Genomic DNA, 13,655 nt, shown 5'->3' with positions numbered 1-13,655 from the left:
CCTTTTACAGTTCCAGTTCATGTTGCAGCAGGCTGGCGATAGCGTCGGCAGAGGCGGCGTTAACCAGCGCGTTACGGAATTCTTCGTGCATGATGCGACGAGCGAGACGCGAGAAAATGCGCATATGCTGATCGCCCGCGGCGTGTTTGTTCAGGGTTAACATAATGATGAATTGTGCTTCATCATCGCCCCAGCGCACCGGCGCTTGCAGACGCGCTACGCTGATGGTGGATTGCTCAATGTGTTCTGATTTGCTGTGTGGAATGGCGAAACTAAAGCCCAGACCGGTAGAGAAAACGGCCTCGCGTGCCCACAAGTCGGCTTCCAGTTTACGCGGATAGCGGCAGCGGCCCGCCAGCAGCAGGTTATCGGTCATGCCTTTGAGCACTTCTTCTTTGCTGCGCCAGTCACTTTCCAGCGTGATGCACTCAGCGGTGACCAGCGGTGCGTCCTGTTGCGTCATACGGAATTGCGCCAGCAGGTGTTCCACTTCCAGCGAAGTCCGGCAGGCCATTGCCTGGTTGAGCAACTGGCGGCATTCGCGGCTATCAAGCTGCGCCATTCGCGCTTTCGCTGCCGGAATCGACGGCGCGCTCATGCTCAGTTCATCCAGACCTAAACCAATCAGCAACGGCAGCACGGAACCTTTCGCCCCCAGTTCTCCGCACAGACCAATCCATTTCCCCTGGCGATGCACCGCCTGCACGGCGTAATCGAGCGCCCGCAAGAATGCCGGATTCAGGCTGTTGTAGTGACGAGTAACCTTAGCGTTATCGCGATCCACCGCCAGCAGATACTGCGTCAGATCGTTACTGCCGATACTAAAGAAATCAATCTCTTCGCAGCATTGATCGATGATGAACATCACCGATGGCACTTCCAGCATAATGCCGAGCTGGATCTTCTCATCAAACGGAATGTGTTCGTTACGTAGCTGCTGTTTGGCTTCTGCCAGTTTTTCTTTCACCCATAAGATCTCTTCCATTGAAGAGATCATCGGGATCATGATTTTCAGGCTGCCGTGAGCAGAGGCGCGCAGGATCGAGCGTAGTTGTGTGGTGAACAGCGAGGCGTATTCTTCATAAATACGCACCGCGCGATAACCGAGGAACGGGTTAGCTTCTGCCGGAATGTTCAGATAATCAACGGGTTTGTCACCGCCAATATCCATAGTGCGCACAATAATGCTGCGCCCGTTGGCGGACTCCAGCGCCTGACAAAAAATGTTGTACAGCTCGCTTTCGCCCGGTGCACTGGTGCGATCCATATAGAGCATTTCAGTGCGGAACAAACCAACGCCTTCCGCGCCATTGCCAAATGCGGCCTGCGCTTCCACGGAGTGGGCGATGTTCGCCGCGACTTCGATACGGATACCGTCAGCGGTACGCGCTTGCTGGGTCAGCCAGACACGCTGTTGCTCACGCAGAGCGTCCTGTACGCGGGCTTCTTGCTGATAATAACGGGCTACGGCTTCCCCTGGCTCAACCACAATTGCCCCGGCGTTGCCGTCGATATAAATCGTTTGTTGCTGCCACGGGGTAAGGGCATCGATATCCACACCAACCAGCGTCGGAATGTTGAACGAACGAGCAAGAATTACCGTGTGTGAGGTGGTGCCGCCGCTTTTGAGAAACAATCCTTTGAGGTGATTTTTATCCAGTTCGAGGAACTGGCTGGGGGTCAGTTCATCCGCCATACAAATAGCGGGATGTGTCAGTTTACCTGGCGCCGGAAAGCGTTGTTCACCGTAGATTTGCTGGAGTAGCTGGAAGCACACGTCGCGCACATCCAGCGCACGCTCTTGCAGGTAGCTACTGCTGGAACGGGCGAACTCTTCGCAAAAGTGATTCGCGCTGGCAACAATCGCTTCGGCGCAGCTTAATCCCTCGCTAACGCCTGCCAGTAAATGTTCGCGCAGGGACGTGTCGCCAGCCAGCGAGCGGTGCGCTTCCAGAATCGCGCTGGTAGCACCGTCGCTATCCAGCAGACGAAACTCAATGTTTTTCATCACCAGCGTCAGGCCGTTTTCCAGCGCGGATTGCTCAGCGTCCACACCTTTGGCGGCGGGAAGATTACCCAGTGCGTTGAGATCTAACGATGAAATTGGCGTCAGCGTGCCGCCTGCGCTACCGCTACATACGGTGCGGGCGCGAATAATGCGCGGATTCAAATTAGTGAGTGAAACCGGCAGCGGCTCCAGCTCGTCAGATTTAACTTCTGCCAGCGGCGCATCGCAGTGGGGGAATTCATCACGTAACCACTGGCTCAAGCGCTGGTGTGCTGCTTGTTCGTCAGCCCCGGAAATCAGTAACTGGCAGTTATCGCCCACCAGTGTATCGGTGCCAATCAGCGCCAGGGCGCTTTTGGCGTTGCCTTTACGGTCAGTACGCAGGTTATGCCACTCAATTTGAGATGAAAAAGTATTACACAGCGTTTCAACGTGGCTTGCCGGACGCGCATGTACGCCGTTAGGCAGCTCACAAATAAATTCCACAATCAGGGCCATTGCCTCTCTCCCGGTACGGTTTTCTGTTTACAGGATAAGAGCGCATGGCAACGACCTGCCATGTGACAAATCTGCCAAAAGCTGGACAAATGTAATGTAACCGCCAATTTGCGACGCGTCTCACAAGACGCGCCATTCCGGCATGATTCCGAGTTAACGCAAGTTATGAGGCGGATCGCATTTTTGTACTGACATTACAAAAGTCCAGTAAATGGCCTTTTTATCCACTGTTTGACCTGCTTGCGATTGCCTATTGTTTCTCCCATCAAAAAATATGGACATAGGCTTGGGTAAGCCTGGGAGCGACTTATGAATGAGTTGGTACAGATCCTGAAAAACACTCGTCAGCACTTAATGACGGGCGTTTCACACATGATTCCCTTCGTGGTATCGGGCGGTATTTTGCTGGCGGTTTCCGTCATGTTGTATGGCAAAGGCGCAGTGCCGGATGCCGTAGCCGATCCGAATCTGAAAAAACTGTTTGATATCGGCGTTGCAGGTTTGACGCTGATGGTGCCTTTCCTCGCCGCTTACATCGGTTATTCCATTGCAGAACGTTCTGCGCTGGCCCCGTGTGCTATCGGTGCCTGGGTTGGTAACAGCTTTGGTGCGGGCTTCTTTGGTACGCTGATCGCCGGGATCATCGGCGGCATTGTGGTGCATTACCTGAAGAAAATCCCGGTGCATAAAGTTCTGCGCTCGGTGATGCCTATCTTCATTATTCCGATCGTCGGTACCTTAATTACCGCTGGCGTCATGATGTGGGGGCTGGGCGAGCCGGTAGGCGCGTTGACTAACAGCCTGACTCAGTGGCTTCAGGGTATGCAGCAAGGCAGCGTGGTGATGCTGGCGGTGATTATGGGGCTGATGCTGGCGTTCGATATGGGCGGCCCGGTTAACAAAGTGGCCTATGCGTTTATGCTGATTTGCGTCGCTCAGGGTGTTTATACCGTGGTGGCAATTGCTGCCGTGGGGATCTGTGTTCCGCCGCTGGGCATGGGGCTGGCAACGCTGATTGGTCGTAAAAATTTCTCCGCAGAAGAGCGCGAAACCGGTAAAGCGGCGCTGGTAATGGGCTGTGTTGGCGTCACCGAAGGGGCGATTCCTTTCGCTGCCGCCGATCCGTTGCGTGTCATTCCTTCCATTATGGTAGGGACTGTCTGTGGCACGGTGACCGCAGCAATGGTAGGTGCGCAGTGCTATGCAGGCTGGGGTGGTCTGATTGTGCTGCCGGTGGTTGAAGGCAAGTTGGGTTACATCGCGGCAGTGGCTGTTGGGGCTGTAGCAACGGCTATCTGCGTTAACGTGCTGAAAAGTCTGGCGCGTAAAAATGGGTCTTCGACTGATGAGAAGGAAGACGACCTGGATCTGGATTTTGAAATTAATTAATTGAGGAACGAGCCATGACGAAAATTATTGCAGTAACCGCATGTCCTTCAGGTGTTGCCCATACCTATATGGCGGCAGAGGCGCTGGAAAGTGCCGCGAAAGCGAAAGGCTGGGAAGTGAAAGTAGAAACCCAGGGGTCGATTGGTCTGGAAAACGAACTGACTGCGGAAGACGTGGCGAGCGCCGATATGGTGATTCTGACCAAAGATATCGGCATCAAGTTTGAAGAGCGTTTTGCTGGCAAGACTATCGTGCGCGTCAACATCAGCGATGCGGTAAAACGTGCTGACGCCATCATGAACAAAATCGAAGCCCATCTGGCACAGACTGCTTGAGTTTTTAGCCCGCCTGAAACGGCGGGCTTGTTTTTCCCTACAGGAGTTCCTCATGACGAATCGTATCTCTCGCCTTAAAACTGCATTGTTTTCCAATACCCGTGAAATCTCGCTGGAGCGTGCGCTGCTTTACACTGCCAGTCATCGGCAAACTGAAGGCGAGCCGGTGATATTGCGTCGGGCGAGAGCAACAGCGTATATCCTTGAACATGTTGAAATTTCGATTCGTGATGAAGAACTGATTGCCGGTAACCGCACCGTAAAACCGCGCGCCGGGATTATGTCGCCGGAAATGGACCCTTACTGGTTGCTGAAAGAGTTGGATCAGTTCCCGACGCGCCCGCAAGACCGTTTCGCCATTAGCGAAGAAGATAAACGTATCTACCGCGAAGAGTTGTTCCCATATTGGGAAAAACGTTCGATGAAAGATTTCATCAACGGGCAGATGACGGATGAAGTAAAAGCCGCGACCAGCACGCAGATTTTTAGCATCAACCAGACGGATAAAGGCCAGGGACACATTATTATTGATTACCCGCGCCTGCTGAATCACGGGCTGGGTGAGCTGGTGGCGCAGATGCAGCAACATTGTCAACAACAGCCTGAGAATCACTTTTATCAGGCAGCGCTGTTACTGCTCGAAGCCTCGCAGAAACACATTTTGCGTTACGCCGAACTGGCGGAAACGATGGCGGCAAACTGCACAGATGCCCAGCGTCGCGAAGAACTGCTGACTATTGCGGAGGTCTCCCGCCATAATGCCGAACATAAGCCGCAGACGTTCTGGCAGGCGTGCCAGTTGTTCTGGTACATGAACATCATCCTGCAATACGAATCCAACGCTAGTTCGCTGTCGCTGGGGCGCTTCGACCAGTATATGTTGCCGTTCTATCAGGCATCATTAACTCAGGGGGAAGATCCGGCGTTCCTGAAAGAACTGCTCGAATCTTTATGGGTGAAATGCAACGACATCGTACTGTTACGTTCTACCAGCAGCGCGCGTTATTTCGCAGGTTTCCCAACCGGGTATACCGCACTGCTCGGCGGGTTAACCGAGAACGGACGTAGCGCAGTGAACGTACTTTCGTTCCTTTGCCTCGATGCCTATCAAAGCGTGCAATTACCGCAACCGAACCTGGGCGTGCGCACTAACGCCTTGATCGACACGCCGTTCCTGATGAAAACCGCAGAAACCATTCGCCTCGGCACCGGTATTCCGCAAATCTTCAACGATGAAGTGGTGGTGCCCGCATTCCTCAACCGTGGCGTTTCGCTGGAAGATGCGCGCGATTATTCAGTGGTGGGCTGCGTGGAATTATCTATTCCTGGCAGAACCTACGGTCTGCACGACATCGCGATGTTTAACTTGCTGAAAGTGATGGAAATCTGCCTGCATGAGAATGAAGGCAATGCCGCGCTGAGCTATGACGGTTTGCTGGAACAGATCCGCGCCAAGATCAGCCACTACATCACCCTGATGGTTGAAGGCAGCAATATTTGTGATATCGGCCATCGCGACTGGGCACCTGTACCGCTGCTCTCATCGTTTATCAGCGATTGTCTGGAAAAAGGTCGTGATATTACTGACGGCGGCGCGCGTTATAACTTCTCCGGTGTACAGGGGATCGGTATCGCCAACCTGAGTGACTCTCTCCATGCGTTGAAAGGGATGGTTTTTGATCAACAGCGTTTAAGTTTTGACGAATTGTTGTCGGTATTAAAAGCGAACTTCGCAACGCCAGAAGGCGAAAAAGTCCGCGCTCGCTTAATTAATCGCTTCGAGAAATACGGTAACGATATCGACGAGGTGGATAACATTAGCGCCGAACTGTTACGCCATTACTGCAAAGAAGTGGAAAAATACCAGAACCCGCGTGGTGGTTACTTCACGCCGGGATCGTATACCGTTTCTGCTCATGTCCCGTTGGGATCGGTGGTTGGTGCGACGCCAGACGGTCGTTTTGCCGGAGAACAACTGGCAGACGGCGGCTTGTCACCCATGCTGGGCCAGGATGGGCAAGGACCAACGGCGGTACTGAAGTCCGTCAGTAAGCTCGATAACACGCTGCTTTCTAACGGGACGTTGCTGAACGTGAAATTCACTCCAGCTACCCTGGAAGGTGACGCGGGATTACGCAAACTGGCTGACTTCTTACGGGCATTTACCCAGCTTAAGTTGCAGCATGTTCAGTTTAACGTGGTGAATGCCGACACGTTACGTGAAGCCCAATTACGCCCGCAGGACTATGCGGGGCTGGTGGTACGCGTTGCCGGATACAGCGCCTTCTTTGTCGAACTGTCGAAGGAGATCCAGGATGACATCATCCGCCGGACAGCGCATCAGCTGTAACGTTGTGGAAACGCGCCTCGATGATGTGGCGCGCATTTTCAACATTCAGCGTTATTCGCTGAATGACGGCGAGGGCATTCGCACGGTGGTCTTTTTTAAAGGCTGTCCGCATCTTTGCCCGTGGTGTGCTAATCCGGAGTCGATCTCCGGCAAAATCCAGACGGTGCGCAGAGAGGCGAAATGTCTGCACTGCGCGAAATGTTTGCGCGATGCGGATGAATGCCCCTCCGGGGCGTTTGAACGGATTGGTCGCGATATCAGCCTTGACGCGCTGGAGCGGGAAGTGATGAAAGATGACGTTTTCTTTCGCACCTCCGGCGGCGGCGTCACGCTTTCTGGCGGCGAAGTGTTAATGCAGGCGGAGTTTGCTACCCGTTTTTTGCAACGACTGCGGCTGTGGGGCGTGTCATGCGCCATCGAAACTGCCGGAGACGCGCCAGCCAGCAAGTTGTTACCGCTGGCGAAATTGTGCGATGAAGTGTTGTTCGATTTAAAAATTATGGACCTGACTCAGGCGCGGGATGTGGTGAAGATGAACCTGCCACGCGTACTGGAGAACCTGCGTTTGCTGGTGAGTGAGGGTGTCAACGTGATCCCGCGTTTGCCGCTGATCCCCGGCTTCACACTCAGCCGGGAGAATATGCAGCAGGCGCTGGACGTGCTGATCCCGCTGAATATCAGGCAGATCCACCTGTTGCCGTTTCATCAGTACGGCGAGCCGAAATACCGCCTGCTGGGGAAAACATGGTCGATGAAAGAGGTTTCTGCGCCGTCGTCAGTCGATGTGGCAACAATGCGCGAAATGGCAGAACGGGCCGGATTTCAGGTTACCGTGGGAGGTTAAAATGGCATACCTGGTGGCAGTAACCGCCTGCGTGAGCGGCGTGGCGCATACTTATATGGCGGCGGAACGGCTGGAAAAATTATGTCAGATAGAGAAGTGGGGCGTCAGCATTGAAACCCAGGGCGCGCTGGGAACGGAGAATCGTTTAGCGGATGAGGATATCCGCCGGGCGGATGTCGCGCTGTTGATTACGGATATTGAGCTTTCCGGTGCCGAGCGATTTGAACATTGTCGCTACGTGCAATGCAGTATCTACGCGTTCCTGCGTGAGCCGCAGCGGGTGATGAGCGCGGTGCGCAAAGTGCTTTCTGCGCCGCAGCAAACCCATCTTATTCTGGAGTAGTTGGTTTTTCTGTCAGTTGGCTGTGGTACTGCCGACGATATTCCGACGGCGAGCGTTCGGTATTTTTACGAAACAGACGGCAGAAGTAGTTGCTGTCGACAAAGCCGCAGGCGTGCGCCACTTCTTTTACCTTCAGGTCATACCCTTTCAATAACGTTTTAGCGTGCTCCAGTCGCGTGTGATTCAGGTATTCGTTAAAACCAATGGCCCCCGTTTTTTGAAACAGATGCGAGAGGTAATTTGGCGAAATATAGAATGCCTGTGCGACAGATTCGCGGGTAAGCGCGGAGGCATAGCGTTCGTCGATATAATCACGAATAGCTTCGAATAGAGCCTGGCTGCGTGAGGCGGTCTGGATTTGGCTGCCAAGCAAATCGCGGCAGTGGCTAAGCAGGCTGGCGACGATAAGCCTTGCCGTTTGCTGCTCCTGTGGCTGCATTTGCATTTCATTGAGCGTTTGTAGCAGAAAAGAACCAATGCGCGGGCCGCGTCGGGCGACGTGCTGCTTCGCCAGATTTTGATACTGTTTGCCATCCCATTGCACGACGCTGAAGCCGAGTTGCTGTTTGCCAAACAGCACACTAAAGGTGGTCGCGGGTGTTTTCCATTGTGGGAAATTCCAGCCGCCAGCGGGAACGTACAGCACATCGCCGGGAACTAACGTTGCTCCAGCGCCGGTATCAACAAACTCACCTTCCAGCACAATTTCCAGCCGTGGAAAATCGACCTGATACGCAAGATCGGGCGCCGGACCGTTGCTGCTGGCAAAGTAAATCTGGCGCAGCGACAGCGGGCCGTTTATCAGGCGGGAGAGCAGATAGCTGACGTCGTGATACATGTTATTCCCTTAGGTATGTAGACGGGAAAACAGTAACTGGCATTATAAAAAAAGGCCACCTGAAAAGTGTGGCCTGATGGGAGTTCGATGTAAACATTGTGGCAGTTTCAGTCGCCTTGTATTGCCGGATGCGGCGTGAACGCCTTATCCGGCAAATAGCATCTGGCTGATAATTACTGATTACCCACCTGATCGCCATACGGCAGAGTGTCGTAATCGATCAGCGCATTTTTCTTATACGGGTTACCAATCCAGCGGGTAGTTTCTTTGAACTGCGGATTCACCACCGAACGGGTTGGATCGTAACCGTCGTAAGATAAACCTGCCAAATCCGACCAGGTGTGGATCAGTTCCGCCAGGCTGTATTTACGATCAACATCCTGCGAGAAATCACGCGGATGAGTCGCCTGCCATTTTTCCGACGTCCACAGCAGGAACGGAATGGTGTACATATGGCGCGTCGGGTTATCTTCGTTACGCCCCTGAGTTTTGTGTGGCGGCGTGTCGTAAACCTCTTCACCGTGGTCAGAGAAGTAAACCAGGAAACCGTTCGGGTCTGCTGCTTTAAAGTCTTTAATCAGGCTGGCAACCACATGGTCGTTGTACAGGTTAGCGTTGTCATAATCATTATATGACTCCAGCTCTTCTGCGCTTAATCCCGGTGGAACATGATCGGTATTACCATCAAACTTGCCCTGATTTTCCGGGTAACGGTATTTGTATTTGATATGCGTACCCAGCAGATGAACGATGATCAGTTTCTTCGGCGCAGGGTCCTTCAGAACTTCCTGGAACGGCTTCAGCACGTTGGTGTCGTATTCACGCGCACTCTGTGTACGTTGCTGGTTCATGTAGTACTGCTTGTCGGTCTGGCGCGAAAATACCGTCAACATGGTGTTGCGGGCAGTCATCGTCTGCTGGTTGGTTATCCAGAAGGTTTTATAACCGGCCTGTTTCATCATGTTCATCAGCGACGGCTGTGTCAGATACAGGTCCGGGTTCTTTTCGTTGGCAAAGGTCAGCGCCTGTTGCAGGATTTCAATGGTGTACGGACGAGACGTAACCACGTTATTGAACACGGTCAGGTTCGGCTCGGTTTTATGCAGCGCATCCAGTTCCGGCGTGGTTTCACGCGGATAGCCGTACAGGCTCATGCGTCCACGCTGGGTCGATTCGCCAATCACTAGCACTAAGGTGCGCGGTTCGTTACCCGATTCGTCTTTGAAATTAGCCAGTGGCGGTAACGCGTTATTTTCATTCAGCAGCTTCGTCAGTGAGTTAAGTTGTTGACGATACTGATAATAACCAGTCAGAAATTGCCACGGTGCGGCAGGTTCCATGCGTGATGCCAGATTATCCAACGTTTTCTCAAACGGCTTGTGTTTGATAAACGTGTTCATGGCGATAGGGTGCAGAATCAAACCATAAAGCAGGGCAAAAGAGATGATATAACGCCACGGCTTTGGAATATAGACCGGGCGCAGGCGCGTCCACAGCAAAATTGCCACCGCCGTATAGGCCAGGGCAATAAGCACAATCTTCAGACTGAAATACTGGCTTAAGTACTCGCTGGCTTCGTTGGTGTTGGTTTCAAACATCACAAACAGAACGCTCTGCGAGAACTCCTGACCGTAGATGACGTAGTAGCACAACGCTGCCAGAGACGCCGCCCACAGCATTACGCCGATTACTGCTGCGATAATCTTAATCCGCTTCGGAAAGAGGAATACCGGGATCAACCACAGCGAACTGAACAGCAGCGAGTCGCGAATGCCGTTGGTGCCGCTGTAGCCGCTGATGTAAATAATGGCCTGTAACAGGGTAGAGAAAAACCAAAAGTAGAGCAGTGCCCAACCCAGGGCTTTCCAGCTAAAAATGGGTTTAGTCTGGACTTCAGTGGAATGCATAGTAAGAACCCGTTTTGGATAATAGCGCCGAATGTAAGGACAAAACCTTAAGGATATCTGAAGGGATATCCAGAATCTGGGTGAAATGCAGACAGAAATATATTGAAAACGAAGGTGTTAGAACAGAAGTATTTCAGAAAACCCTCGCGCTATTGCACGAGGGTTGATAGAGGAGGGGGGTTAGCCAGTATTACGCATACCTGCCGCAATTCCGGCAATAGTGACCATCAACGCTTGTTCGACGCGGGGATCCGGTTCCTGTCCTTCTTTTTCTGCCAGGCGCGAACGATGCAGCAACTCTGCCTGCAGTACGTTCAGCGGGTCAGTGTATATATTTCGTAGCTGAATAGACTCGGCAATCCACGGTAGATCGGCCATCAGATGGGAGTCGTTGGCAATCGCCAGCACCACTTTGATGTCTTCTTCTTGCAGATTGCGTAACTCTTTACCTAACGGCCACAGTGCTTTGTCGACCAGGCGTTGGTCATAGTATTCCGCCAGCCACAGGTCTGCTTTGGCGAAGACCATCTCCAGCATGCCGAGACGCGTTGAGAAGAACGGCCAGTCGCGGCACATGGCTTCCAGTTCGCTCTGCTTGCCATCTTCGACCACTTTTTGCAGCGCCGTACCTGCACCCAGCCAGGCGGGGAGCATCAGGCGGTTTTGTGTCCAGGCAAAAATCCACGGAATGGCGCGCAGAGACTCGACGCCGCCGGTTGGACGACGTTTCGCCGGGCGTGAACCTAACGGCAGTTTGCCCAGTTCCTGTTCTGGCGTAGCGGAGCGGAAGTAAGGGACAAAGTCTTTGTTTTCACGCACGTAGCCACGGTAGAGATCGCAGGAGATGACTGACAGTTCATCCATAATGCGACGCCAGCTCTCTTTCGGCTCAGGCGGTGGCAGCAGGTTGGCTTCCAGAATCGCCCCGGTGTACAGCGACAAGCTGCTAACGGTGATTTCTGGCAGACCGTATTTAAAGCGGATCATCTCGCCCTGCTCGGTTACGCGCAGGCCGCCTTTCAGGCTTCCCGGCGGTTGCGACAGCAGCGCCGCATGGGCTGGTGCGCCGCCGCGACCAATGGAACCGCCGCGACCGTGGAACAGTGTCAGTTCAATGCCCGCTTTTTCGCAGGTTTTGATTAACGCGTCCTGTGCCTGATATTGCGCCCAGGAGGCCGCCATCACGCCCGCATCTTTTGCTGAGTCGGAATAGCCAATCATCACCATCTGTTTGCCCTGAATCAGACCGCGATACCAGTCGATATTCAGCAGTTGGGTCATGACATCGTTGGCGTTGTTCAGGTCATCGAGAGTTTCAAACAGCGGTGCGACTGGCATTGCAAATCCAATACCCGCTTCTTTCAGCAGCAGGTGAACAGCCAGTACGTCGGACGGCGTTTTCGCCATCGAGATCACGTAGGCGGCAATAGAGCCTTGCGGCGCTTCGGCAATCACTTGACAGGTATCAAGCACTTCGCGTGTTTCGGCGCTTGGTTGCCAGTTGCGTGGCAGAAGCGGACGTTTGGAGTTCAGTTCGCGGATCAGGAACGCCTGTTTGTCGGCCTCTGACCAGCTTTCGTAATCGCCAATGCCGAGATAGCGGGTCAGCTCGCCCAATGCTTCGGTATGACGAGTGCTCTCCTGGCGAATATCAATACGCACCAGCGGTACGCCGAAACATTTCACGCGGCGCAGGGTGTCGAGCAGATCGCCGTTAGCAATAATGCCCATACCACATGCTTGAAGTGACTGGTAGCAAGCGTAGAGCGGTTCCCACAGTTCTTCATTCTGCGTCAGCAGACCTTCCGGCTTCGGCAGCTCTTCGCCTTTCAGACGCGCCTCCAGCCAGGCCTGTGTCGCCATCAGGCGAGAACGCAGGTTTTTCATCAGATAGCGATACGGTTCTGCGGCACCTTCTTCGCCAACCAGCGCCAGCAGTTCTGGGGTAGCCTCAACCATCGACAGTTCAGAAACCAGAACCTGAATATCTTTCAGGAACAGGTCGGTGGCTTTCCAGCGACTGAGCAGCAGGACACGGCGGGTGATATCGGCGGTTACATTAGGGTTGCCGTCGCGGTCGCCGCCCATCCACGAGGTAAAGCGTACCGGAACAAATTCGACCGGCAGCTTATAGCCGAGGTTCTCTTCCAGTTGTTCGTTCAGTTCGCGCAGGTAATTTGGTACGCCTTGCCACAGGCTGTTTTCTACTACGGCAAAGCCCCATTTCGCTTCATCAACCGGAGTTGGGCGCAGCTTACGGATTTCATCGGTATGCCATGATTGGGCGATCAGCTGGCGCAGGCGGCGCATCAGCTGGTGGTGTTCGTAGTCGGCGATATCTTTGTTATCGAGCTGCTTTAAGCAGGCGTTCACTTCCACCATTTTGTGGATCAGTGTACGACGGGTAATTTCGGTTGGATGAGCCGTGAGGACCAGTTCCAGCGACAGAGATTCCACCGCTTTTTTGATGGTGTCTTCGCTCAGTTCCGGCTGGTTTTTCAGTTTACGCAGGGTGCGGGCGATCACTTCCGGATTGCTGGCAGCCTCGCCTTTCGGCGAAATGCTGTGGTATTGCTCGGCAGTGTTGGCCAGATTCAGGAACTGACTAAACGCACGCGCAACGGGCAGCAGCTCGTCGTTCGACAAATTTTGTAAAGTGGTGAGTAACTCCTGGCGGTTAGCATCATTGCCAGCGCGTGAAGATTTGGACAACTTACGGATAGTTTCTACGCGTTCAAGAATGTGTTCTCCCAACGCATCCTTGATGGTTTCTCCCAGCACTTTGCCGAGCATACTGACATTACTACGCAATGCGGAATATTGTTCGTTCATATGACCCCAGACACCCATCTTATCGTTTGATAGCCCTGTATCCTTCACGTCGCATTGGCGCGAATATGCTCGGGCTTTGCTTTTCGTCGTCTTTTATAAAGCCACGTAAAAGCGGTGACGTCAAATGCTGCGAAATCGCTTCAGCAAACGAATAAATAGCAGGAATTTACGCCATTAAATTCACAACGTTTTAAATAAGCGTAACTTATGGGAATGTTAAAAAATCGCCATACATAACACCAAAGGTGTAGGTCGGATAAGATGCGCAAGCATCGCATCCGACATTATTTGTGGCACCGGAGTGTGGCAAC

9 protein-coding genes are annotated in these 13,655 nt (G+C 53.2%); 5 read left to right on the top strand and 4 right to left on the bottom strand.

From position 1 onward, the window contains the following. Nucleotides 1-4: 4 nt before the first annotated feature. Nucleotides 5-2,506, bottom strand: coding sequence for a phosphoenolpyruvate--protein phosphotransferase (gene ptsP, locus D9734_RS07695; RefSeq protein ID WP_130206570.1), 2,502 nt, complete (start codon nt 2,504-2,506; stop codon nt 5-7). A gap of 309 nt (nt 2,507-2,815) precedes the next feature. Between ptsP and D9734_RS07690 the strand changes: the two genes are divergently transcribed. From D9734_RS07690 to D9734_RS07670, 5 genes are read left to right on the top strand one after another with little or no spacing between them, the layout of a single operon-like run. Further along, entirely contained in the window at nt 2,816-3,895 is a 1,080-nt protein-coding gene (locus D9734_RS07690) for a PTS fructose transporter subunit EIIC (RefSeq protein WP_130206568.1), read from the top strand. A gap of 14 nt (nt 3,896-3,909) precedes the next feature. Continuing rightward, complete coding sequence (locus D9734_RS07685; RefSeq protein ID WP_130206566.1) at nt 3,910-4,230, top strand: PTS fructose-like transporter subunit IIB; 321 nt, start codon at nt 3,910-3,912, stop codon at nt 4,228-4,230. 52 nt (nt 4,231-4,282) lie between these two features. Beyond that, nucleotides 4,283-6,580 (top strand): formate C-acetyltransferase, encoded by a 2,298-nt coding sequence (locus D9734_RS07680; protein WP_130206564.1) that lies wholly within the window; start codon nt 4,283-4,285, stop codon nt 6,578-6,580. Beyond that, nucleotides 6,546-7,424, top strand: a complete 879-nt coding sequence (locus D9734_RS07675) for a [formate-C-acetyltransferase]-activating enzyme (protein WP_130206562.1) — start codon at nt 6,546-6,548, stop codon at nt 7,422-7,424. Before D9734_RS07680 ends, D9734_RS07675 begins: the two co-directional genes overlap by 35 nt. A 1-nt stretch (nt 7,425) precedes the next feature. Beyond that, nucleotides 7,426-7,767 (top strand): PTS fructose-like transporter subunit IIB, encoded by a 342-nt coding sequence (locus tag D9734_RS07670; RefSeq protein WP_130206560.1) that lies wholly within the window; start codon nt 7,426-7,428, stop codon nt 7,765-7,767. Here D9734_RS07670 and D9734_RS07665 read toward each other — a convergent pair. The 3 genes from D9734_RS07665 to ppc form a co-directional block, all read right to left on the bottom strand. Further along, nucleotides 7,754-8,605, bottom strand: coding sequence for an AraC family transcriptional regulator (locus D9734_RS07665; protein WP_130206558.1), 852 nt, complete (start codon nt 8,603-8,605; stop codon nt 7,754-7,756). The two genes, D9734_RS07670 and D9734_RS07665, sit on opposite strands and share 14 nt — an antisense overlap. A gap of 173 nt (nt 8,606-8,778) precedes the next feature. Beyond that, nucleotides 8,779-10,512, bottom strand: a complete 1,734-nt coding sequence (locus tag D9734_RS07660; protein WP_130206556.1) for a phosphoethanolamine transferase CptA — start codon at nt 10,510-10,512, stop codon at nt 8,779-8,781. 180 nt (nt 10,513-10,692) lie between these two features. Next, a complete protein-coding gene (ppc, locus tag D9734_RS07655) occupies nt 10,693-13,344 on the bottom strand; it encodes a phosphoenolpyruvate carboxylase (RefSeq protein WP_130206554.1) in 2,652 nt (883 codons plus the stop codon). Between the last annotated feature and the right edge of the window lie 311 nt (nt 13,345-13,655).

It is taken from the genome of Escherichia sp. E14S1 (assembly GCF_004211995.1).
GTDB lineage: Bacteria > Pseudomonadota > Gammaproteobacteria > Enterobacterales > Enterobacteriaceae > Escherichia.
This window is presented reverse-complemented; position numbering and strand designations above follow the sequence as displayed.